Genomic DNA, 22,305 nt, shown 5'->3' on the forward strand with positions numbered 1-22,305 from the left:
CTGGTGAGAGGGTATCTTCTTTTTTAGTTTAAATTAAGCCGACTTTCTATAAATATTGGCCTGAATCCACAGATTTCCACGAATATACTGGCCAATCTGGAAATTTTTATGCTGCTCATTTCGCGTTGCAATACGGATCAAGGTGGCGGGCTGACCTTCATCATGAATCAGGGTAACATCATATAGGGTGTAGTCCTGATCCATAAACTGCATTGCAGTTTTACCGACAATATTGCCCTGGAACCAGGCTTCATCTTCCTGCCCCATGGTTTCGCCATACAGGTAGGCCACCATTTTAGAGAAATCTACAGTAACAGGTTCTTTATCTTCTTCTGACTGTGGCTGCCAGGCATCAATCTGTTCCTGTAAATTATCAGGAGCCACACCATTATTAGCGGCCAGAATGTCATTCAAGGCACGGTGATGCTTGATCGAAGCCGGGTCATCCACCACCAAATGTTCATGCTCGGCAACGGCTTCAAGCTCATAGGCCCAGGCATTCAGGTTCACCACATAAGGCTGGTCTTTTTCATAATGCGCATGATTGACGCTATACAGGCTGTCGAAAGCATAAATGATATTATTGGCACCCAAATTCAAACGTAATACCGCCTGAGTATTGGATTTACAGGAAATGATCCGGTCAATCGTGGCTTTTACCTGATACGGACTTTCAAAGCAGGGGAAGGCAGTTTTTACGGCCTGTGGCTTATTATTTGCCACGGCAATTACCTGACTTAACTGCACTGCAGCTTTGTTCGGCCCCTGAATCAGCCAGGTATTTCCATCCATATCACATTCTTGTGTACAAAGACCCATCGGCATCACAGGTGCATCGAGTGCTTTGCCTAACCACTGTGGAACATCGCTACCGGGGTTTTCCGTGAGCAGGGTCCAGTGTTCGACATGACTACCGAAATTTTGATCATCAATGGTGATGATCTCTGGGCTATTCTGATTTTTCATATGCACAATTGATCTTGGATGACTTATTTATAGTTAATCGAGGGTCATTGCGATTTTTCAAGTCAATCGAATGAATTTAAAAATTAAAATGCAAATCATGTGAAGTCAATTTTTTTCTGGCTTGAGTTATTCTAACTGGGCAGAGCAAGTATATTTTCAAGTATACAGGGCAGATCTGCTACAAATGAAGTGATTTAACCATCAACCTGATCCTGCCAATTTGCTAGAATAAGCAGGATTAATACCTTAATGGGAAGCCCTGTGTTGCCATTCAAACTTTGGGTCGATGCCGATGCATTACCCCGTATTCTGAGAGATGTGATTATCCGTGCCTCGGATCGCTATCAGCTGGAAGTGACTTTTGTGGCCAATCAGCCGGTTGGTATCACACCTTCGATCAGAATTAATTCAATTCAGGTAATGAGTGGGGCGGATGCTGCAGATAAAGAGATTATTCTGCGCATGAAAGAGCATGATATTGTCATGACCCAAGATATTCCCCTGGCCGCAGAAGTGATTGAAAAGGGCGGGATTGCGATTCATCCACGCGGTGAGGTGTATACCACGGCCAATGTCAAAGCGCGTTTGCATCTGCGTGACTTTATGGATAGCTTACGTGGTGCCGGTGTGCAAACTGGTGGCCCGCCACCCATTTCAGAGCGGGATAAACGTGAATTCTCTAGCGCACTCGATCAAACTATTCAAAAACAAAAACGCAAGACTTCCGCGCTTTAAGCATTATTCAGAGTAACTCGCATGCCCACACAAACCAATATGATCGCCACCTATATTTTATTGGTTTTTATCTGGGCGACGACACCGCTTGCCATTGTCTGGAGCGTGACCGATCTGCATCCGCTCTGGGCACTGGCACTACGCTTCTTTCTGGCTTTGCCTTTTGCATTTGCCTTATTGTGGCTGTTTAAAACCCGATTTCCTGTCGATTCACTCTCAATGCACAGCTATCTGGCTGGTGCTTGCAGCTTTATTGGCTCGCAGATTTTTACCTATCTGGCCACGGGTTATCTCAGTTCGGGCATTATTGCGCTGATGTTTGGTCTGGCCCCGATTATTACCGGCCTGATTGGCCGTTTCGTTTTTCAGCTCAAACTCTATCCTTCACAGTGGTGCGGCATGGCAATTGCATTGCTGGGTCTGGGGATTATTTGTGTGGGTGGACAAGACCAGCATATTCAGCCGGTGGGCATCGGCCTGATGTTACTCAGCGTGTTTATTTACTGTGTTTCGATGTTCTGGGTGAAAAAGGTCAATGCGCCTTTGCAGCCCATGGCACAAGCGGCTGGTTCGATCGCGGTTTCAGCCCTCATGGCCTGTGTCATGCTGCCTTTTATCTGGCAATTTGCGCCTACCCAGATGCCACAGGCGAAATCACTGATCGGACTGGGATATGCTGTGGTGATGGCTTCGTTGATTGCCATGTTCTGTTATTTTAAACTGGTGCAGAAAATCAAAGCGACGACCTTGTCTTTGACCACAGTGCTGACACCGATGCTGGCTTTATTTGTCGGCGTACTTCTCAATGATGAAAAATTATCCGGTGCAGCAGTTGTTGGTGTCGGCATTTTGCTGGCAGGTTTATTGTTATACTTTTCCAGAGAAATTAAAGCCAGCTATGCTGCCCGCCTGCCATCAACAAACCAGCACCACTAAGTCAGCGATTTAAGCAAAGTCGGCTTTGACACATTCACCCAGTTTGACCCGGTCCTGTGGATGCATGGTAATAAAATAGGCACCGGTTCGGAATTTACCATTTTCTTCTTCACGGCTGTAGGCAACCTGAGCGGTTGCGGCAATATGGAAGAAATTTTCCGGGTGGCTTAAAGTCACGTGCAGATAGGTGCCTTCCGTGATCGGGCGATCACTAAAGAAGCTAAAACCGGTTTCTGAAAAGTTGACCTGCTCCGGTACAGGTAACATGCTTTGTACAATTGCGTCATACAAAGAACCGGTAATAAGGTTTAATTTTTGGTTGAATAAGGATAAGATTCGAGCAATTTGTTGATCTTTTTCAGATAATTGTTCTAATTCGTAGTTAACCGCGTGATCAAATTGATCTAGTTCTGCAAGTAGTAGAAAATAGCGGGGCAAGACAAAGTTAGAGTCATAAGGATCATTTAAGGCAACATCATCGGAAATAATCTGATAATTAATTCGTAAGGCAGCATCGATTCGAGACATAACGCGTCTTTCCGTGAATCCGTTTGGATGCTGTACATTTTCCATAATTTATTACCTCGGACTAGATGGTTATGTTTAAACCAATCTCGCTGTATATAGGGTTGAAATATACTCGCGCACGGCGTAGTAACCACTTCATTTCTTTTATCGCGTTGGTCTCAATGATCGGCCTCACGCTCGGTGTGGCTGTCCTCATTACAGTTTTGTCTGTGATGAACGGGTTTGACCGAGAGTTGAAAAATCGTGTCTTGGGAATGATACCTCAAGCGACTGTTTCTTCAACGCAAATTTTAACAAATTGGCCTGAACTTGCAAAGCAGATTGAGCAGCATGAACATGTCCAGGGGGTTGCACCTTTTACCCAGTTACAGGGCATGCTAACCGCACAGGGACAGGTTGCCGGTATTATGGTGAGCGGGATTGAGCCCGAGTACGAGAAAAAAGTATCAATTATCCAAAACCATATGGTCGAAGGCAGTATCGATAGCCTGAAAAAAGGTGAATTCGGTATTGTTTTGGGTAAGCAGATGACTGATGCCATGGGCGTGGGTCTAAACGATAACATTACCCTGGTATTGCCAGAAGCGACTCCTTCACCAGCCGGCGTGGTACCTCGCTTTAAACGTTTTAAAGTCGTGGGGATTTTCAGTATTGGTGCTGAAGTCGACTCGATGATGGGCTATATCGCGTTAAATGATGCTTCAACTCTGTTACGCCTACCTGATGGTGCCCAAGGCGTCCGTTTGAAACTGGACGATATTTTTGTCGCACCACAAGTCTCTCAGGAAATTGTCCGGGATTTGCCGGCCAACTTCTATGCATCTGACTGGACCTATACCCATGGTAATCTGTTCAGCGCGATCCAGATGGAAAAAGCCATGGTCAGCCTGTTGTTATTCCTGATCGTTCTGGTGGCGGCATTTAATATTGTGTCATCATTGGTGATGGTAGTAACAGATAAGAAATCGGATATTGCCATTTTGCGGACTTTGGGTGCTTCGCCTGCCACTATTACCAAAATCTTTATGGTACAAGGCACCGTGATTGGGGTGATTGGAACCTGTGCCGGCGCAATTCTCGGAATTATTGCAGCGACCAGTATCAGTAGCTTTATTGGCTGGCTCAACAATACCTTGGGTCTAAATATGTTTGATGCCTATTTTATCAATTATTTACCTTCTTATCTGCGCTGGCAGGATGTCTTGGTGATCGTTGGCCTGTCACTGGCACTCAGTTTTGTCGCGACCATTTATCCGGCTTTACGTGCCGCTAAAATCCAACCGGCAGAGGCATTGCGTTATGAGTAAGTTGATTCTAGATGCCCAGAATATTCACAAATCCTTTACCGATGGCAAAGCCACTGTGGATGTAATCCGTGGCTTGTCATTGCAGGTAAATGCGGGTGAATTTGTCTCGATTGTCGGTTCGAGTGGTTCAGGTAAAAGTACTTTATTGCATGTTTTGGGTGGCTTAGACCGTCCAACGTCGGGTCAGGTGATTGTAAACGGTCAGCGTTTTGATACCTTGTCGGAAGCAGAACGCGGTTATGTCCGCAATGAACATCTGGGCTTTGTTTATCAATTCCATCACCTGTTGCCAGAATTTACGGCACTGGAAAATGTAGCAATGCCACTGATGTTACGCGATAACATGAAGTTCAAGCAGGCCAAACAGCAGGCAGAATACCTGCTGGAACGCGTGGGGCTTTCCCATCGTTTGACCCATAAACCGGGCGAATTGTCTGGCGGTGAACGCCAGCGTGTCGCTTTGGCGCGTGCCGTGGTGGGTAAACCTAAACTGATGATGGCGGATGAACCGACCGGTAATCTGGATCGTAAGACTGCAGAGAAAATTTTTGAACTGCTGACTGAATTGCGTCGTGAGTTCAATATGGCAATGCTGATTGTGACTCATGATGAACAATTGGCTCATGCAGCAGACCGGATTTTGCATATGCAGGACGGTCTCTGGATCACACCCTAAATTAAGAGAATAATCGTATTTGATTGAAGCTCACTCCGGTGGGCTTTATTATTGAGCAAAATAATAACAAGACAGAATAAGATTCAATGCTGCAGTGGCTGTGTATCGGCTGGATTTTAGGCCTTGCCTGTATGGGGAAAAGTTTCCTGTCTATTCAATTGAGCGCTACGGCAGTTCTGATCTGTGTGCTGCTATGCTATCTGATTGTTCATAAATTCAGTCCAGTGATTCACTCACCGCTGCGACGTTTTATCCTGACTGGTGTAAGCCTGCTTCTAGGACTGTGTCTGGGGAATGGCTATGCCAATCTGCAACTGACTGAACGTTTGGCTACACGTGAACATGACGTCTCTGAAAAAGAGATTGTGGTATACATCAAGGATCTGAACAAGCTTGGTACTCAGACTATTCAGCAAGCCCTGCATGTACTCAATCCTGATGGCAGTAGCGTTAAATGGATGGGCGTCGTACCTGTCCCGGCAGCAGTGACTCAATCCAGTTTCATCAATCGGGAAACACAGCAGCAGACTCTTGAACTGGGACGATATTACCTACTTCAAGGCCAGATCCGACCTCATCACAGCTATGCTACGCCTGGTTCTTTTGATGCAGAAAAGTGGGCATTACAGCAAAACCTCATGGCCGGGTTTAGGATTAAGCATATTCAAGAGCTGCAACCGCAACAACTCTATGCATCAGGCTATGGCAAATATTTAGGTCAGCAGCAAAAGCTAAAATCAAGATTTTTACTTTGGGTGGAGCGGCAGCGTCTGCTGTTCAGAGAATTTATAGCCAGGCAACCCGTGCAGCATAAAGGTTTAATATTGGCTTTATTAACTGGGGATGAAAGCCTGTTAGATCCGGCAACGGAGCAACAATTTCAGCGTTTTGGCATGAGCCATTTGCTGGCGATTTCCGGACCGCATGTGCTGATCTTTGCCTTTATGTTCTGTGGCATCTTGCAATACCTGATTTCAAGATGTATACCGCATATTTATCTGAAATGGCCAAGGCAGTATTTTTTAAGCCTGCCTTTTTTACTCTGTGTGCTGTTGTACTGTGCCTTTGTCGGATTTGAAATCCCGGCACTACGAACCTTACTGATCTGTGTGATCGTGACTTTGACTTTATTCATCAGGCAAAATGTACAACCCTTAAAATTGCTGATTCTAAGTGCTGCCTTATTATTGCTCTTCGATCCTTTTAGCATTTTATCGGCTGCATTCTGGCTGTCTTATGGAGCCTGTTTTGTTTTATTAAGAATTTATCAAACCATACAGCAACAACCGCGTCAGACAGAACAGACAGTATTACAACGGCTATATTTTGCAGTAAAAGTGTTGGTGGAGTCACAATGGAAAATCTTTCTGGCACTATTTCCATTGATGATGCTGTTTTTTAAGCAGATTGCCTGGATTACGCCATTCAGTAATCTGGTCGCCATTCCATGGATTGGGCTGCTCATCGTTCCAGTCGATATTCTGGCGGCTTTACTGTTTTTTATTTCAGAGCCGCTTTCCAGTGTGGTATTTCAGTTCAATAACATTCTCGTCCACATGCTACTGGTATTTCTGGATTTACTTGATCAGCTGTTTCATCCACAACTGATTCCAGTGGCGATGAATGTCTGGATGATTATGCTGTGTATTTTGGCCTTGATGATTGCATTTTTACCACGCGGCCTGTTACCCAAAAGCTGGACGGCCCTGGCCTGTGTACCGCTATGCATGCCCCAGTTCAATCAGCATGCATTTCAATTGTCTATTCTGGATGTGGGGCAGGGACAGGCGATATTTATCCGTGATGGGCCACGCAGCATGATGATCGACATGGGTGGCTATTATGATGAAGATAAATTTAGTATTGGCCGGCAGGTGATACTGCCATTTCTGTCAGTACAAGGTGTGGGTGAGTTGGATCAATTGATCTTGACCCATCTGGATCAGGATCATAGTGCTGCTTATCACAGTATTAAACATCAATTGAAAATTAAGGAAGTATTCTCCAACCAGATTCCTGAAATTGCCAGCTCCTCACGTTTTCAGTTCTGTCATCAGGGTCAGCAGTGGCAATGGTCTGAAGATATTCAGTTTAAAATTCTGGCACCTCAACCGCATCAGCTGAATACAGCCAATTTCAATAAAAATGACCGTTCTTGTATCGTCTACTTACAAGTTAAAAATACAGGGCCTTATCAGAATTTCTTGCTGATGGGGGATGCGGGCTGGGAGGCAGAATATCAACTACTCCAAGATTATCCTGAGCTTAAAGTCGATATACTGGTGCTTGGACATCATGGGAGCCAGCACAGTTCTGCTTATCAGTTCTTAGAAGCTTTACAGCCTAAACTGGCAATTGCTTCGGCAGGAAAATTTAACCGTTATGGTCATCCGAGCCAACTGACGCAGCAACGGCTCAAAGCACTCAATATTCCATTACTGACTACAGCGGAACAGGGCAGTTTGCGCTTTCAGCAACAAGATTCAAAACTGATACTTTCTGCCGAACGGCATCAATGGCAATGGTTATATCGACAGCCTTTAAATCACTGATTCTAGTACAGGCTGATCTTTAGGCAGAGCTTGAATTCTTAAGGCGTTCACCTTGGCCAAAGCCTGTTCATGCTCAAGTTTATAAAGATTACCCAAATCTTGATGTGCATTGAAGCGTTTATAGCTCCAGTGATAATGTTCAGGATGGCGGCGGATTAAGTCTTCAATACTGTTGATAATGACTTGCGTACCTTGATTGGCATTGCCACTATAAATTTTTTCATCAACTGCCTCGATAAAGATATCAAAACCATCTTCAGTATTCCGCAGGGCATATAGAAACAGGGCGCGGGCTTTGGTCTTTTGAATCAGCTTGGCACTTAAATTGCTGGTGGCCAAAGGCACTCCAAAATACGGAATATATTCACCACCGACATTTGGGGTATGGTCTGGCAAGATCACGGTGGTGCCACCTTGTTTTAAGGCCTTAAAAATCTGACGGACGCCAGATTCATCGGTCGGCACCAGATGTGCCTGTTCGCGGCTACGCGCAGCCCGTACAAACTGATCCGCTGCCTGATTTTTTACAGGTTTATACATAATGGTCATGGAAGTAAACTGGGCGACATAGGCATTCATAATTTCCCAGGTACCAAAATGTGGCACGATTAATACCACGCCTTTATTTTGTGCCAGTGCATCATGCAGTAAATCTTCGCCAATGACGCGATGCACCCGTTTGATATTTTTCTGATTACTTGAACCCCAAATGGTAAAAAACTCGAAATATGACATTAATTCATTGCGAACTGCAGCACGGTTAATACGTTCACGTTCGTCATTGGACAGTTCAGAAAGGCTGATCTCGAGATTGAGGCGAATAATTTCCGAAGTTTTGGTGACTTTGAAACTGTTCACAATAAAGGCCAGAAGACGGGCCATCCATCGAGAAACCGGAAGCGGTTGGCGGCTAATGTATTTGAGTAAACCGTAAGCTGAATTCCGTGAGTCCTGTTTGGTCATTGATTTAATATAAGTACAAAAAAAGAGAACAAAATTTATTATAGGCGAAAACGTTTTGTTTAGACAGAATTACCCGATTCAGTGTATATAATGGGCTCAATATAAATCAATTTATTGGATTATTTATGTCCGATTGGCCACCAAAACCTGAAAATCAAATACAAAATACGCAACAGCCAGTTCAACCGACTGGCCCGGAATGGAAACTGCTGGAAAAAGCAGTTTTAGCTTCGGTTGAGGAGCAGCGCCGTGCGCGCCGTTGGGGAATTTTCTTTAAATTCCTGACTTTTGCTTATCTGCTTGTGGTTATTCTGGCATTGGGCAAGAGCTGTAGTTCAGTTTCTTCAGATGCCAGCGCTGGTGCCGGTGCTCATATTGCCGTCGTGGATATTGTGGGTACGATTGCCGCTGACAAGCAAAGTGTGAATAGTAACAATACGATTAAATCACTGAAAAAAGCCTTTGAAAATAAACAAAGTAAAGCGGTGGTACTGAATATTAACTCACCGGGTGGTTCACCGGTGCAGTCTGATGAGATCTGGCAGGAAATCCAGTATCTGAAAAAGCAGCATCCTCAGAAAAAACTCTATGCGGTAATTGGTGATACCGGTGCTTCAGGGGCCTATTATATTGCCTCGGCTGCGGATGAAATTATTGTCAATCCTTCCAGTTTAGTCGGTTCTATCGGTGTGATCATGCCGAATTATGGTGTGAGTAATTTGCTGCAAAAGCTTGGTGTTGAAGACCGCACCATGACTTCAGGCGAAAATAAAGCCCTGTTGTCGATGACTCAACCAGTCGATCCTGCACAAAAAGCCCATGTACAAGGTGTGCTAGATAATGTGCATAGTCACTTTATTAATGCCGTAAAGCAGGGGCGTGGTAATAAGCTGAAATCAACGGATCCTGCAATTTTCTCTGGTTTATTCTGGACCGGTGATCAGGCAGTGAAACTGGGAATTGCAGATCGTATCGGCAATTTAAATACCTTGAAACGTGAACTGAAAACTGAAAGATCCCTGAATTACACCATTGAATATAGTCCATTTGAGTCTGTTTTGGGGCGTATGGGTTCATCGATTGGTGAAGGAATTGCCACTTCTGTTGCACAGAAACTTCAGTCAGAAAACAGTACTACACTGCAATGAAAGCATTGATTCATTTCGCGCACGCCAATGGCGTGCCATCGAAAGTCTATCAAAAGCTGTTTGATGGACTGCAAGATGATTACGATATTATCTATGTGCCACTATTGGGGCCTGATAAGCGTTATCCAGTTGATAACCATTGGAAAAGTCTGACTCAGCAAGTGATTGACAGTATTGTGCGTCAGTCACATGGAAGATCGGTCATTGGTTTGGGGCATTCCTTGGGATCGGTATTAACTTTTCAGGCCGCTTTACAGCGTCCCGAACTGTTTTCACAGATGATCATGCTGGACCCGCCAATGATTATGGGCAAGGAAGCGTTGGCCTTGCATATTGCAAAGACTTTTCGCTTAAAAGCGTTGGATAAAATGTCTCCGGCAGGTCTGTCCAAACGCCGTCGTGATCATTGGGATTCACGTGAACAGGCGGCGGAATTGTTGCGTCCCAAGGGCTTTTATCAGGACTTTGATGCTGATTGTTTCCAGGCCTATATTGACCATGCTTTGCAGGATGATCCGGTACGCGGCGGGGTAGAACTCACGATCCCTAAAAATGATGAAGTCGAAGTCTTTAGAACCAATCCATCATTGTGGTGGTTGCCTCAGGCAAAACCAAAAGTTCCGGTACATCTGGTCGTGGCGGAGAAAGGCCCATTTCTGGCGCGCAAGTTCCCGCAGCAAGTACAGAAGAAGTTTGGTATTCCTTTTACCGTGATGGATGGCGGTCATATGTTTCCACTGGAACAACCGCTTCAAGTGGCAGACTTGGTCAAGCAGTTGATTCTGCAGCAATCTGTTTGAATTATTTAAAAAGAAAATAAAAAAACGCATCCGAGGATGCGTTTTTTTCTATGTACATCATATTAAAACTTGCAGAATTGAACAGGTTGTTGCATTTTCTGGTTTCGATATAGCACGCCATCTTGGGTATATTGGATCGTACCGTTACAAATCCATTCAACCACTTGTGGATAGATCAGATGCTCGAGGCCATGCACACGCGTTGCCAGACTTTCTACCGTATCGTGGTGAGAAACCTTGAGAACGCCTTGAGCAAGTGCTTGTCCTGCATCCAGCTCAGCCGTGACATAATGCACCGTACAGCCGTGCAGAACATCACCGGTATTGAGTACACGCTGATGGGTATGCATGCCTTTGTAATAAGGCAATAGAGAAGGGTGAATGTTCAACATTTTCCCTTCCCAGGCTTTCACAAATTTTTCACTCAAAATTCGCATAAAACCGGCAAGCACCACCAGATCCACATCCCAGCCCAGCAGTTGCTGATGCATCACATCATCAAAAGCTTCACGGTTCGGATATTGCTTGTGTTCAATAACTGCAGTTTGAATCTTGGCAGTTTGTGCGCGTGTCAGCGCATATGCTTCAGGTTTGTTGGAAATCACGCCGACAATTTGCCCTGAAAGATTGGCATCCATCAAGGCTTGTAGATTCGATCCGCTACCTGAAACAAGTACAGCAATTTTAATCATGCGAAATTATGCGAAGATCACACGAATTTTTTCGTCTGCGCCTGCAACCGATTCAGCATTGTCTTGAATCTGGCCCATTGCCCATGCTTTTTCGCCGAGGCTATTAAGCAGTTCAACCGTTTTGTCTGCTTCTGCTGCATCAACAACAAGTACCATGCCGACGCCACAGTTAAAGGTGCGGTACATTTCAAACTGTTCCACGCCACCTTCGCGTTGTAAAAGTTTGAACAGTTCTGGCCATTCCCAAGAAGACTCATTCACAACTGCTTGAGCACCGTTCGGAAGGACACGAGGCAGGTTACCTGGCAAACCACCACCAGTGATGTGTGCCATGGCATGTACATCTACGTGTTTTAACAGTTCAAGAATCGATTTCACATAAATACGGGTAGGTTCCATTGCAACGTCTGCAAGTGGGCGACCATCGATGATTTGAGTTAAATCAACATTTTTCACATCTAAAATTTTACGAAGCAGTGAGTAACCGTTCGAGTGTGCACCTGAAGAGGCCACACCAATCAGAACATCACCGGCTTTGACTTTAGAGCCATCAATAATTTTGCTTTGCTCAACCACACCGACACAGAAACCTGCAAGATCGTAATCGTCGCCTTCATACATGCCTGGCATTTCAGCAGTTTCACCGCCAACAAGCGCACAGCCTGCAAGCTCGCAACCCGCGCCGATACCTGTTACTACATTGGCAGCAACATCAACATTCAAATGGCCAGTTGCATAGTAGTCGAGGAAGAACAGTGGCTCAGCACCACACACCAGAAGGTCATTTACGCACATTGCAACCAGATCTTGACCAATTGTGTCATGACGGTTCAAATTCAGTGCCAGACGTAATTTTGTACCAACACCATCTGTGCCAGATACGAGAACAGGTTCTTCATAACCTTTAGGAATTTTACAAAGTGCGCCAAAGCCACCTAGACCGCCCATCACTTCAGGACGTGAGGTACGCTTAGCAACAGATTTGATACGATCGACTAACGCGTCGCCCGCCTCAATGTCGACACCTGCATCTTTGTAGCTTAAACCAGTATTTGGGGTAGAAGTTGAGTTGCTCATAATGAAGTCTCCGCATTCGCGCGGGGATTATAACCTGAATATGCAAAACTCTTATGGTATTTGTGGCCTAAAATGCTATCTTTATTAAAATATTTTAATTTTTATAATGATTAATAGAGAAAAGGCGAAACTTTATGGTGGATCGCACATTGCGTCGCGTGTTTATCCTGGCTGGGATAGGTTTATTGCTATGGGTTTTATATCTGCTAAAACCTGTTGTAATTCCATTTGTTGCAGCATTTTTAATGGCTTATCTGTTCAGTCCGCTGGTCGATAAACTGCATGATGTGGGACTGCCGCGCTGGCTCTCTATTAGTATTGTTTTTATCGGGATTGGAGTTGTCCTGACCCTGGCGACCTGGTATCTGGTTCCCCTGATCTGGCAGCAGCTGGTATACGCACGTGACAATATACCGGCAGTAATTGGATGGATTAATTCAACTTTCTTACCCTGGTTATCCAGTACCTTTAACATTGTCGAAATGGAAATTGATACCAATCAGATTTCTGACGTAGTCATGGACTATGTACAGACCAATTATAGTGCAGATAGCATTCAGGCATTCTTGCTACGTCTTGCCCAATCTGGCATCAACTTTCTCCAGATCGGCGGTACTATTGTCTTGATTCCCATCATTGCCTTCTATTTTCTGCTGGATTGGGATCGTATGCTGGACAGCTTGCGTCGCATGATTCCGCGTCCTTATGAGAAAAGTACCTTAAGAATTGTAGGTGAATGTCACAGTGTGCTGGGCGCTTTTGTTAAAGGCCAGTTTCTGGTGATGATTTTACTGGGCATTGTCTATGCAGTCGGCTTGCAACTGATCGGTCTTGAAGTCGGTTTGATCATTGGCATGGTCGCCGGTCTGGCCAGTATCATTCCTTATCTGGGCTTTGCGGTCGGTATGATTGCCGCAGTGATAGCAACCCTTCTGCAGTTTGGGATTGACTGGTGGCAACTGGTACTGGTGGGCGTGGTGTTCATGGTTGGTCAGGCTGTAGAGGGTTATGTGCTGCAGCCATTTCTGCTTGGAGACAAAATTGGCTTATCGCCAGTAGCTGTTGTATTTGCGGTACTGGCAGGTGCACAACTGGCAGGTTTCCTAGGAATGCTGATTGCATTGCCGGTTGCAGCCGTGATTGTGGTTCTATTAAGACACGCGCGTGAATATTATGAGCACACGCCATTTTATGGTGATCGGGCCATTGTGATGCACGATACTTCTACCGGTTCAATCAATATTGAAACAGCAGACTTAGATGTTGATATTGAAATGAAAAAGCCGGAGAAAAAATCACTGCAAGCAGATGAGAACTCAAGTAAAATTCATGATCCCCATGGTAAAGACTCATAAGGCTCAAACATCATATGCGTCAATTGCAATTAGATATAGAACCTCAGCTCGATGCCCGAATCAGTGATTTTTCAGGGCCGGGTTGGGGGCATGTGATTGATGCCGTGCGTCAATTACATGCAGGGCTCATTAACCGGTTCTATGTCTATGGTGGGGCGGGAACAGGCAAAAGTCATCTATTGTCGGCCATTTGTGATTCCTATCTGGAAGTAGGGAAATCTGCCATTCAGGTTTCCTTGCTTGAGCTTTTAGATGCGCCGACAGAAGCGATTACCTCTCTAGACCGTTTTGATCTGGTTGCACTGGATGATATTGAAGCCATTAGTGGTGTGCCACATTGGCAGCGCGCGGTCTTTCATCTGATTAATTATAATAATGAAGGGGGTGGCCAACTGGTATTTTCTTCACGCTTTGCGCCAATTGAGCTGAAGCTTGAGCTGCCAGATTTACAGTCACGTTTAACCCAAGCGGTCAGTACCCGTGTTCCGAGTGGCAGCCTGTATGCAGATCGTTATGCCTTGGTTTCTTCAGTACTGGATCGCCGTGGAATTCATTTAGACCCTCAAATTTTCGACTACTTGCTGAGTCATGGACCTCATCAGACTTCGGTGCTTCTTCAACGATTAGAGCAGATTATTCAACTGCTTAAAGGAGAAAAATTGAAGGTCAGCAATGCCAATCTACGCCAGATTTATGCCCTGATTGACGAATATCGGTAAATCATAAAAAATCTTGAGTAATTACTCAGTGTATGCCAAAGTAAGGCAAAATAATTCGCTGTTGCAAGGATTCTGCAACTTTAGAAGAAAAAGAAAGAAATAAAAATTAAGGAGAAGGTTATGCTCAAGAAGAGCATAGGCATGGCTTTGCTATGTATGGCAGGGCAGGCGTATAGTGCAGATGTTATTGTAACCACGACAGAAGATATTGAAAAAGATGACAAGGAATGTTCACTTCGAGAAGCTGTTGAATATATTAACCGGGGTTTAGCTAAAGAAGGTTTTATGGGCTGTGGTGGTGAGAATTCATCCAGTACCATTATTTTAAAAGAAAAAAATAAGTACATTCTTAATAAGCATATAGTAATTAAAAAATCCATGACCATCCGCTCTGTCGCTGACAATGATGGCGAGTTTAGTACAGTTGAAAAAACACTGGGTCTGCACAATGCTTATATTCAAATGCAAGGTACTGATAATCTTTTTCGGATTAACAGTGCAGATGAACTGATCCAGCTCAACTTAAAGGAACTGGACCTCGAAGGCTGTGATAAAGCCAGTTGTGCTGAACAAGGTGGCCTCATTTATAATCAGGGTCAGGTGGTCATCGACTATAGCCGCTTATTTAATGGCGCAGCCAATCGGGGTGGTGCAGTCTATAATGCGGGAAATTTTGGCCAGAATTTTATCAGCCGGATCGAAATTAAAAATACCCTGGTCGAAAATAATAAAGCACAGCAGGGCGGTATTCTATATAGCGAGCTGCCTGCTTTTCTTGTCAGCAAAAGTGTACTTAAAAATAACCAGACACTGGATAATACTGCGACCAATATTTATAGCGCAGGACAATTTTCTGACTCCAGTGATACTCAAAATATTAGTGCGGAAGTACTCAGCAGCACCATATTAAAAAATAAGGGTGCTCTCATCAATGTCATGGATGGAATGGGATTGAATAATCTGACCATCGTTGACAATACTGATACTGCTTTACGCATCTATGCGCCGAATGGCAGGGCTTATGTGGCCAATAGTATTATTTTAAAAAATGGCGCACAGGATTGCCAAATCGCAACCGGTGATAAAAGCCTGATACAAAATAATCTGCTTAGCGCGTCATGTGGGGCCGGTGATGCTATTGCTCCGAATGAAATCTGGAACGGAACTTCACTTCTGGCTGAAGCTTCAGGTCAGAGTGAAGGTATCTGTCAAACTCTGAATGAAAACAGCTCGGCGATACTCTGTCCGTACAGTGTTCCCAAAGGGCAATTCCTGGGCTATATGCGCCCACGTATTTTATTGAGCCATAATCAGCTCAGTGAATCGGTCATTGTCAATCAAGGTACAGCGCTCGATCTTGCCAACCCGAGTGTGGCATGTGAGGCTGCAGATCAGCGCGGTATTAACCGTTTGATGGATAACCTGTTTTGTGATCGTGGGGCGATTGAAATCACAGTGCCAACTTCAGGCAGTCTGGTTGGACAAGACCTGTTAAAGGGTGAAATTGCCAAGTTTTCAATTGAATCTTTCTTGGGAGATAGTGATTTAATTCCCAAAGAACAATGTAATGCCATCATCGGTCAGAACCCAACAGGTGAACCTTGGCAGGATGGTTGTTTGCAAGTCGTGCAAACCAAAACCGTGTCTAAGGGTAAAACTCTGATCGATATTCATGGCAATGTCATTTATAGCCCGAATTCGTCTTGGCACGGAGCCGATATTTTCGAATTACAGGTGGTGACCTCCTCCACACGGTTTAATAAAAGCAGACCTTATTTGACGATTACCACTCAAATCGTGCAGGAGCCAAAAAATGAAATGCAAGACAAATCTGTCAAAACTTCAGGTGGCGCGTGGGGTTTCGGTGGGCTGCTGGTTTTACTTGGACTGATGGGTTTACGCCGTGAATTAAGGGGTTAAGGAAAAATCATGAAAAATTATAAAAAGGGACTGCTTGCGGCCATGATTTTATCTGCCATGAGTTTGATGGCAGCCGAAGATAAAACCATATATGTCACCACTTTTGCTGATGAGGACGGGGAAAATAGTAATGCCTGCTCTTTACGGGAAGCGATTAAAACGGCAAAACTAGATAAATCCTATGGGGGCTGTAATGTCGGTCGTACCCTTCGACTGGATGGTTCAGCCCCTGATGTGATTCAGCTTGAGGCAGGTGAGTATAAATTGGATAAAGAGCTGATCGTCGAGTCAGCCCTTCGAATTTATGGAAAAACTCCACTTAGCTATACCAGCCGTAGTCCGATTACGCTTTTATATCCAACCCGTGAAGCTTTAAAAACCACGATTTCAGGGCAAGGAAAAACACGTCTATTTAATAGTATTGCCAGTCAATCCAGTCTGGATATCTATCATCTCATCTTAAAAGATGGCTATGCAGCAGTCGGTACAAACGACAAAGGCAATGGTGGCACCTTTTATGTGGCGGGTCCTTTAAGCATTAATACCAGTGAAATTGTGAATTCCCGTGCCGATGCAGAAGGTGGAGCGATTTATACGGTATCCCTGAATACGGAAAGAAGTTTGATCATTCAGGATTCTTTGCTGCATCAGAATAAGGCAAATTCATTTGGTAGTGTGCTTGCAATGGATTGCCAGGGAAATTTAGGTGCGACTCAAACCAATGTAAAAATTGCTTATAGTAGCATTGTTAAAAACGGTTCGGAAAATACCGCCAGCATTCTTGATTTTTGTGGTTATGCTACCGTAGAGATGAGTAACTCTACCATTGCCAGAAATACTGCGAGTCCGACAGGGCATATTGTACGCATGACCAATCAGGTCAATCGTCCACTCAGTAATTCTTCCAGTTTAACGGCGTTAAGTAATACCATTGTTGAGAATGCAGCTCGCTCTACCTTATTTTATGACAAGACCGGTACTAAATATTTCAGTTTTAATGTTTTAGCATTTAATCAGGGCTTATCTTGTGAATATGCCTTGAATCAGGGCAATCCGGATAAAGCTCAGGAAGTCCGATTTTATAATGGTAACAATGCCATTCAAAGTACGGGATCATCGCGTTGTGTACTGCCTGAACCCGCAGAAGATGTCCGCTCAACAAACCTTGACGTTTCCGGGAGTGATATAAGTAGCCTGTTAACAGCCTATATTGAACCTGCAATTGATAACCGTTTTTTAGGCATGTATTACCCGCGTGATAATCGAACAGCAACAGATTTGGTCGATGTGGGGGTCAGTGGTTGCCTAGAACAGGATCAGCGTGGGATTGACCGTGTCATCGGATCAACGCTTACCCTGGATCCGGATGCAAAAAACACCTGTGAGATTGGTTCAGTCGAAATCCGGCGTCTGACTGCAGCAGATATCACCGATTTGAAAAATACCAGTTTGATAGAACTCACTGATTTTTATCAGGCAAATATTGACGATATCGAAAGCATTATTGCGAATAAAAATACCCCGGCAGAAGAGCTGCCCGGCTTAAGAGAAGAATTAAAAGAGTACCAGGATCTACTTAAATATACCAAGCAATATCAGAAATATCGGGCAATTTATGTCAATCCCTTTGTATTGGCCATGCCTGAAGAAACCCTGACCGGCAATACTGTTCAAACCAAAGCCCTGAATGCACAAAATTATGATCTTAGTGTTAAATCTCTGGGAGTCGGTGAATTAGTGGGTACAGGGAGTTCGACCAGTGTGAACGGTGATCCGAATGACCCTAATCTCAAATGTGAATGGAAGCCTGATCTCAACCGGATCATGATGTATCGTACTGATGGAAAAACGACCAAAGCAGCTGATATGGAGTTCTGTAGCTATACCTTGAAAGATAAGGCCACAGGAGCCAGCAGTGCAGGGATTTTAAAAGCAGCTTTTACTAATATTGCACCGATTGCAAAAAATGATGAATATCGGATTAGCCCAGAAAACAACCTCACTGTTACCGTGAATCCGCTTGAAAATGATAGTGATGCCGGTGATGGTTCTCTAGCTGCAGAAAAACCGGCTTTTTATCAGGATAAAGATGGCAAAGAGATCCCGATTCGTATTGTCAAGATTCCTGCCGGGGTTTCTCTTAAGGCAGAGCGACAAGGGCCTTGTCCAGCTACTTATGAACGTGAAACCTGCTATGGTGGACAGCTGACATTTAGTGTGAAGAATAATCTGAGCCAAGCAGATTACAGCATGGAATATACGATTTTTGATGCGGATGAAAAAATGTCTGGAACCGCCATGATTGTGTTGCGCAATACAGTAAAAAATACCAATACTTCTTCGAGTGGCGGTGGTTCGTTGGGAATCTGGGGATTAATCGGATTATTCGGACTTGCAGCTTATCGCCGTATAAGAAAATAAAGCATAATTTACGTCATCAAAAAAGCCTCCAGATGGAGGCTTTTTTGATGCTTGTTTAATGTGAGCTAGAGGCTGGTTGAGTTGCCTGCTGATATTTGAGAATGTATTCTTCCCGAATGGCAAGTCGCTCTTCAGGTTTGGCTTTTTGCATGCGTAAGCCAAGTTCGCGACGCTCCTGACTGCTCATCATTTGCCAGGTCTCACGCATTCTTTGTTTTTCGGCCTCAGGAAGTTGGGTGAACCAGTCCATACGTTGTTGTAAGCTGACACGTTGTTGTTCTGGGATTTCTTTAAGAGACTGATAGCGCTTAATCAGTGCCAATTGTTCAGAATCAGAGAGACTATCCCAGGTATCGGAAACCTGGGCATTTGCATCTTTGGAAAACAACCAAAAACGTTCAAATCCTGCAAAACTGGTTTGCAGAAAACTGAATGCACAAAAAGCAATTGCCAATTTTTTAGCTGCCATGTGGAACTTTGTCCTCACCTAGAACCATTAACATTTCTAAATCTTCAAGCATTTGAGGAGACAGCTTTGGTACTGACACCATTTGGGTTTGCGGCTCGTTGTGACTGGCAAAGTTCGGCAAGACCACAACGCCGGCAATTGCCGCTGCCAGGGCAAAACCAGACATTTTTAGAAATGCAAAGCGTGAATTTTTAGAATCCTGAATTTCTTCAAGAACATGGTGCATGACAACAGGTTTGTCTTTATGTTGTTGTGCCAGTCCATCAAGTTTGGAAGTTACTTGTTTTAAGAAATCATCTTGATTCATTCGGATGACCCTCCCAGATATGGATTTAAATGTGCTAAAGAGGCACGTAAACCTTGAATAGCACGGTGATAGTGGGTTTTTACACTGCCTTCTGTACAGTTCATAATTTGTGCGGTGGTGTGTGTATCAAATCCTTCCCAAGCCCTCAGCATAAATGCCTGCTGCTGTCGTACCGGCAGTTTGGCAATTGCGTCCTGAATTTCTTCAGCAGTTACTGCCTGATCAAGAAAGTCCAAAGGCGTCGGTGTGGATTCGTCCACTACATCGTCCAGTTCAATTTCGTCATCATCCAGACTGACTTTTTTGAAAAAGGAAAACATCTGACCACGTCGTGCTTCTTTACGACGCCAGTCCTGTAACTTATTGTTCAGAATAGTATAAAACAGGGGATACCATTCTTCAGTGCTTTTTTCTGCATAGGATTTATGCAGCGAAATAAATGCTTCCTGAACCAGATCCATGGCAATACCATGCTGACTTTGGGTCGCACTTTCCATCATGACCAAGGCACGTCCAGTCACATCCTGCATAAAATTCTTCAGACGTGCTTCAGCCGTACTCTTTAGAATACTCGCATCGTGTGACTGCAACTGTTTTGGCGCTAAATCCATAGAGATGGAAAATCCCGTCATTGGACACCCACCATGATTCCCAAGTTCATAATCACATAACGTTGGGACTCATGGTTTGGTTGACAATTAAGTTTATTATTTTTGTAGTGTAATCTATTTTGTAAACAGACAGGACTGAATTAAAACACTGTAACCTAAATCCTTAATTAGATACGTTGACGTACCATTTCAAAGAAGCAAATTGATCCTGCGATCGCCACATTTAGAGATTCCTGGCCGCCCGGTTGGGGAATACTGACAGCTTCTGCGTGTTGCATGGCATAATCAGAAACGCCTTGACCTTCATTGCCCAGAATCCATACGCAAGGTTTACGTAAATCTTTTGAATATAGACTTTCGGCACGGTGTGAGCTGGTGACGTATACAGGAATTTGAAATTGCTCAAGAATTTGTTCAAGTGCAATATTTTCAAATGTCAGCAAAGTGAAGTGCGCACCCATGCCTGCACGTAACACACGCGGTGACCAGAGTGATGCAGAACCTTTGGTACATACAATCTGTTCAATACCGGCAGCGGCAGCAGAACGAAGCAGTGTGCCGACATTTCCCGGATCCTGTACATTTTCCAGAATTAAAGTGTCTGCTTTAAAATCAAGTGCATAATTGGCCGTGGGCAAAGTGACCACAGCTAAACAGGCCAATGAAGTACCCAGTGTGCTTAAATCTTTGTATAAAGATTCACTTAAAACAAAGACCATACCTGTGTATTTTGCGAGAATTTTCTCGAAATCAGGATGTGAAAGTGCATGTTCAGTAGTAAAAATCGAATCAATTTTACGGTTTTCATGCAACCAGGCCAGCGCCAGGTGTGTGCCTTCCAGAACGGTTTGGCCCTGTTTTTTACGATAGGTATTTTGTTCAATCAAACCACGTAAGTGTTTAATCTTTGGATTGTCTTTTGAGTCAAGAAAAAAAGTTGGCATGGGAGATATAATCCACGGCAGCCGATTCAATATCGGCTGCCGCTATAAAAAATTAGTTATGGTAGCTGGTCACAAGATCAACTTCGTTTTTAGAGCCGATGATCACGGGCACACGTTGATGTAGATCAGTCGGTTCGATCTCGAGAATACGCACACGGCCTGTGGTCGATGCACCGCCAGCCTGTTCCATCAGCATGCTCATCGGGTTGGCTTCATACATTAAGCGTAAACGGCCCGCTTTAGCCGGATCTTTAAGATCGTATGGATACATAAAGATACCGCTACGGCAAAGAATACGGTGAATGTCGCCCACCATACAGGCAACCCAGCGCATATTGAAGTCTTTTTCGCGTGAGCCGGTTTTGCCTGCCAGTAATTCATCGATATAACGTTGTACTGGTGCTTCCCAGTGACGCTGATTTGATGCATTGATCGCATATTCTTTGGTATCTGCAGCAACTTGAATTGCTTCAGAGGTCAGCAGGAATTCTTGAGTCTCAGGGTCATAGGTAAAGAACACTACGCCTGCACCGACCGTCAATGCCAGCATGGTCGACGGGCCATACAGCACATAACCTGCAGCAACCTGATGAACACCGGCTTGCATGAAGTCTTCGGCCTGGGTCACGGCATTTCTTGCAGGAAGAATCGAGAAAATCGTACCCACACACATATTGATATCGATATTGCTTGAGCCATCTAGTGGATCGAACAAGACCAGAAATTGACCATTTTCCTGTGCAGGCGTGAAGTCATCCAGTTCTTCTGAAGCCAAACCACCAACATGCGGATGTTGCTGTAAGGCATCAATCAGATAATCATTAGAAATGACATCCAGTTTCTTTTGCTCTTCGCCTTGAACATTTTCATGCTGGGCACTTCCCAATACACCCGCTAAAGCACCTTTTTGCAGTAACTGATCGATATCTTTACAAGTTTTTGCAATCGTTTCAATGACTTGCGCAAGCTCAGGTGTGAGATTCCCGCTTTGTTTTTGTAAAAACTGGGATAGGGTGCGGTATGACATAAGGGAAAACTCCAAGACTTAAATCGGGAAAAAATGATCAAAACGATATGCGGCTATATTTTAGATGAGAACGTACTAAAAGAAAAATCAAACTGGATTATTTGTATCGATTTTGCCCTTGCAACTCCTGTGGAAAATGCTATGTTGAATGC

21 protein-coding genes are annotated in these 22,305 nt (G+C 44.3%); 11 read left to right on the top strand and 10 right to left on the bottom strand.

Annotated features, from left to right (window positions below; genetic code table 11):
- Window positions 1-33 precede the first annotated feature (33 nt).
- Complete coding sequence (locus AC3IT7_RS04210; protein WP_489249504.1) at window positions 34-966, bottom strand: hypothetical protein; 933 nt, start codon at window positions 964-966, stop codon at window positions 34-36.
- Between the two features lie 249 nt (window positions 967-1,215).
- Between AC3IT7_RS04210 and AC3IT7_RS04215 the strand changes: the two genes are divergently transcribed.
- Both AC3IT7_RS04215 and AC3IT7_RS04220 read left to right on the top strand, forming a co-directional pair.
- Window positions 1,216-1,701 (top strand): YaiI/YqxD family protein, encoded by a 486-nt coding sequence (locus tag AC3IT7_RS04215; RefSeq protein WP_314136648.1) that lies wholly within the window; start codon window positions 1,216-1,218, stop codon window positions 1,699-1,701.
- 21 nt (window positions 1,702-1,722) lie between these two features.
- Window positions 1,723-2,637: a DMT family transporter gene (locus AC3IT7_RS04220; RefSeq protein WP_489249505.1), complete on the top strand. Its 915-nt coding sequence runs from the start codon at window positions 1,723-1,725 to the stop codon at window positions 2,635-2,637.
- 9 nt (window positions 2,638-2,646) lie between these two features.
- Here AC3IT7_RS04220 and AC3IT7_RS04225 read toward each other — a convergent pair whose 3' ends face one another.
- Window positions 2,647-3,210, bottom strand: coding sequence for a PilZ domain-containing protein (locus AC3IT7_RS04225; protein ID WP_005252467.1), 564 nt, complete (start codon window positions 3,208-3,210; stop codon window positions 2,647-2,649).
- A gap of 26 nt (window positions 3,211-3,236) precedes the next feature.
- On the opposite strand from AC3IT7_RS04225, the gene AC3IT7_RS04230 reads away from it, so the two are divergent.
- The 3 genes from AC3IT7_RS04230 to AC3IT7_RS04240 all read left to right on the top strand — a co-directional run bounded on the left by AC3IT7_RS04230 (window position 3,237) and on the right by AC3IT7_RS04240 (window position 7,700).
- A complete protein-coding gene (locus AC3IT7_RS04230) occupies window positions 3,237-4,472 on the top strand; it encodes a lipoprotein-releasing ABC transporter permease subunit (protein WP_005097633.1) in 1,236 nt (411 codons plus the stop codon).
- Window positions 4,465-5,148, top strand: a complete 684-nt coding sequence (gene lolD, locus AC3IT7_RS04235) for a lipoprotein-releasing ABC transporter ATP-binding protein LolD (protein ID WP_489249506.1) — start codon at window positions 4,465-4,467, stop codon at window positions 5,146-5,148. Before AC3IT7_RS04230 ends, lolD begins: the two co-directional genes overlap by 8 nt.
- Window positions 5,149-5,234: 86 nt before the next feature.
- Window positions 5,235-7,700 (top strand): DNA internalization-related competence protein ComEC/Rec2, encoded by a 2,466-nt coding sequence (locus tag AC3IT7_RS04240; RefSeq protein WP_489249507.1) that lies wholly within the window; start codon window positions 5,235-5,237, stop codon window positions 7,698-7,700.
- Here AC3IT7_RS04240 and AC3IT7_RS04245 read toward each other — a convergent pair.
- Window positions 7,689-8,663 carry a lysophospholipid acyltransferase family protein gene (locus AC3IT7_RS04245; protein ID WP_489249508.1) on the bottom strand — a complete coding sequence of 325 codons (975 nt, stop codon included), beginning with the start codon at window positions 8,661-8,663 and terminating at the stop codon, window positions 7,689-7,691. The two genes, AC3IT7_RS04240 and AC3IT7_RS04245, sit on opposite strands and share 12 nt — an antisense overlap.
- 125 nt (window positions 8,664-8,788) lie before the next feature.
- Between AC3IT7_RS04245 and sppA the strand changes: the two genes are divergently transcribed.
- Both sppA and AC3IT7_RS04255 read left to right on the top strand, forming a co-directional pair.
- A complete protein-coding gene (gene sppA / locus AC3IT7_RS04250; protein WP_475653785.1) occupies window positions 8,789-9,811 on the top strand; it encodes a signal peptide peptidase SppA in 1,023 nt (340 codons plus the stop codon).
- On the top strand, window positions 9,808-10,611 hold the full coding sequence (locus tag AC3IT7_RS04255) for an alpha/beta fold hydrolase (RefSeq protein ID WP_489249509.1): 804 nt from the start codon (window positions 9,808-9,810) through the stop codon (window positions 10,609-10,611). Before sppA ends, AC3IT7_RS04255 begins: the two co-directional genes overlap by 4 nt.
- Before the next feature lie 62 nt (window positions 10,612-10,673).
- Here AC3IT7_RS04255 and purN read toward each other — a convergent pair whose 3' ends face one another.
- Both purN and purM read right to left on the bottom strand, forming a co-directional pair.
- Window positions 10,674-11,303, bottom strand: a complete 630-nt coding sequence (gene purN, locus AC3IT7_RS04260) for a phosphoribosylglycinamide formyltransferase (protein ID WP_489249510.1) — start codon at window positions 11,301-11,303, stop codon at window positions 10,674-10,676.
- Window positions 11,304-11,309: 6 nt separating this feature from the next.
- A complete protein-coding gene (purM, locus tag AC3IT7_RS04265; protein ID WP_475653788.1) occupies window positions 11,310-12,380 on the bottom strand; it encodes a phosphoribosylformylglycinamidine cyclo-ligase in 1,071 nt (356 codons plus the stop codon).
- A 134-nt stretch (window positions 12,381-12,514) separates the two neighbouring features.
- Here purM and cxpE point away from each other — a divergent pair, with 134 nt between their 5' ends.
- From cxpE to AC3IT7_RS04285, 4 genes are all read left to right on the top strand, one after another.
- Window positions 12,515-13,735 (top strand): chloramphenicol efflux transporter CxpE, encoded by a 1,221-nt coding sequence (gene cxpE / locus AC3IT7_RS04270; RefSeq protein ID WP_475653789.1) that lies wholly within the window; start codon window positions 12,515-12,517, stop codon window positions 13,733-13,735.
- Between the two features lie 14 nt (window positions 13,736-13,749).
- Entirely contained in the window at window positions 13,750-14,454 is a 705-nt protein-coding gene (gene hda, locus AC3IT7_RS04275) for a DnaA regulatory inactivator Hda (protein WP_005103862.1), read from the top strand.
- A 120-nt stretch (window positions 14,455-14,574) separates the two neighbouring features.
- Entirely contained in the window at window positions 14,575-16,374 is a 1,800-nt protein-coding gene (rbtA, locus tag AC3IT7_RS04280; RefSeq protein ID WP_489249511.1) for a rhombotarget A, read from the top strand.
- 9 nt (window positions 16,375-16,383) lie between these two features.
- Window positions 16,384-18,795, top strand: a complete 2,412-nt coding sequence (locus tag AC3IT7_RS04285; RefSeq protein ID WP_489249512.1) for a CSLREA domain-containing protein — start codon at window positions 16,384-16,386, stop codon at window positions 18,793-18,795.
- 55 nt (window positions 18,796-18,850) lie between these two features.
- On the opposite strand, the gene AC3IT7_RS04290 is transcribed toward AC3IT7_RS04285, so the two are convergent.
- From AC3IT7_RS04290 to AC3IT7_RS04310, 5 genes are all read right to left on the bottom strand, one after another.
- Window positions 18,851-19,264 carry a DUF3106 domain-containing protein gene (locus AC3IT7_RS04290; RefSeq protein WP_489249513.1) on the bottom strand — a complete coding sequence of 138 codons (414 nt, stop codon included), beginning with the start codon at window positions 19,262-19,264 and terminating at the stop codon, window positions 18,851-18,853.
- On the bottom strand, window positions 19,254-19,571 hold the full coding sequence (locus AC3IT7_RS04295; protein ID WP_475653792.1) for a hypothetical protein: 318 nt from the start codon (window positions 19,569-19,571) through the stop codon (window positions 19,254-19,256). The genes AC3IT7_RS04290 and AC3IT7_RS04295 overlap by 11 nt, the downstream gene beginning before the upstream one ends.
- Window positions 19,568-20,182, bottom strand: coding sequence for an RNA polymerase sigma factor (locus AC3IT7_RS04300; protein WP_489249514.1), 615 nt, complete (start codon window positions 20,180-20,182; stop codon window positions 19,568-19,570). The genes AC3IT7_RS04295 and AC3IT7_RS04300 overlap by 4 nt, the downstream gene beginning before the upstream one ends.
- Window positions 20,183-20,349: 167 nt before the next feature.
- Window positions 20,350-21,126, bottom strand: a complete 777-nt coding sequence (locus tag AC3IT7_RS04305) for a TrmH family RNA methyltransferase (RefSeq protein ID WP_475653794.1) — start codon at window positions 21,124-21,126, stop codon at window positions 20,350-20,352.
- Window positions 21,127-21,178: 52 nt separating this feature from the next.
- Entirely contained in the window at window positions 21,179-22,153 is a 975-nt protein-coding gene (locus AC3IT7_RS04310; protein WP_489249515.1) for a class 1 fructose-bisphosphatase, read from the bottom strand.
- Window positions 22,154-22,305 lie beyond the last annotated feature (152 nt).

The organism is Acinetobacter sp. KH_038, assembly GCF_057839405.1.

Bases quoted from the DNA above. Each gene is read 5' to 3' on its own strand.
- AC3IT7_RS04285 (WP_489249512.1), top strand. From the start codon at position 16,384: ATGAAAAATTATAAAAAGGGACTGCTTGCGGCCATGATTTTATCTGCC.
- rbtA (WP_489249511.1), top strand. From the start codon at position 14,575: ATGCTCAAGAAGAGCATAGGCATGGCTTTGCTATGTATGGCAGGGCAG.
- AC3IT7_RS04215 (WP_314136648.1), top strand. From the start codon at position 1,216: ATGGGAAGCCCTGTGTTGCCATTCAAACTTTGGGTCGATGCCGATGCA.
- AC3IT7_RS04300 (WP_489249514.1), bottom strand. From the start codon at position 20,182: ATGGATTTAGCGCCAAAACAGTTGCAGTCACACGATGCGAGTATTCTA.
- AC3IT7_RS04310 (WP_489249515.1), bottom strand. From the start codon at position 22,153: ATGTCATACCGCACCCTATCCCAGTTTTTACAAAAACAAAGCGGGAAT.
- AC3IT7_RS04255 (WP_489249509.1), top strand. From the start codon at position 9,808: ATGAAAGCATTGATTCATTTCGCGCACGCCAATGGCGTGCCATCGAAA.
- AC3IT7_RS04305 (WP_475653794.1), bottom strand. From the start codon at position 21,126: ATGCCAACTTTTTTTCTTGACTCAAAAGACAATCCAAAGATTAAACAC.
- sppA (WP_475653785.1), top strand. From the start codon at position 8,789: ATGTCCGATTGGCCACCAAAACCTGAAAATCAAATACAAAATACGCAA.
- hda (WP_005103862.1), top strand. From the start codon at position 13,750: ATGCGTCAATTGCAATTAGATATAGAACCTCAGCTCGATGCCCGAATC.
- purN (WP_489249510.1), bottom strand. From the start codon at position 11,303: ATGATTAAAATTGCTGTACTTGTTTCAGGTAGCGGATCGAATCTACAA.
- AC3IT7_RS04220 (WP_489249505.1), top strand. From the start codon at position 1,723: ATGCCCACACAAACCAATATGATCGCCACCTATATTTTATTGGTTTTT.
- AC3IT7_RS04290 (WP_489249513.1), bottom strand. From the start codon at position 19,264: ATGGCAGCTAAAAAATTGGCAATTGCTTTTTGTGCATTCAGTTTTCTG.
- AC3IT7_RS04210 (WP_489249504.1), bottom strand. From the start codon at position 966: ATGAAAAATCAGAATAGCCCAGAGATCATCACCATTGATGATCAAAAT.
- AC3IT7_RS04245 (WP_489249508.1), bottom strand. From the start codon at position 8,663: ATGACCAAACAGGACTCACGGAATTCAGCTTACGGTTTACTCAAATAC.
- AC3IT7_RS04230 (WP_005097633.1), top strand. From the start codon at position 3,237: ATGTTTAAACCAATCTCGCTGTATATAGGGTTGAAATATACTCGCGCA.
- lolD (WP_489249506.1), top strand. From the start codon at position 4,465: ATGAGTAAGTTGATTCTAGATGCCCAGAATATTCACAAATCCTTTACC.
- cxpE (WP_475653789.1), top strand. From the start codon at position 12,515: ATGGTGGATCGCACATTGCGTCGCGTGTTTATCCTGGCTGGGATAGGT.
- purM (WP_475653788.1), bottom strand. From the start codon at position 12,380: ATGAGCAACTCAACTTCTACCCCAAATACTGGTTTAAGCTACAAAGAT.
- AC3IT7_RS04240 (WP_489249507.1), top strand. From the start codon at position 5,235: ATGCTGCAGTGGCTGTGTATCGGCTGGATTTTAGGCCTTGCCTGTATG.
- AC3IT7_RS04295 (WP_475653792.1), bottom strand. From the start codon at position 19,571: ATGAATCAAGATGATTTCTTAAAACAAGTAACTTCCAAACTTGATGGA.
- AC3IT7_RS04225 (WP_005252467.1), bottom strand. From the start codon at position 3,210: ATGGAAAATGTACAGCATCCAAACGGATTCACGGAAAGACGCGTTATG.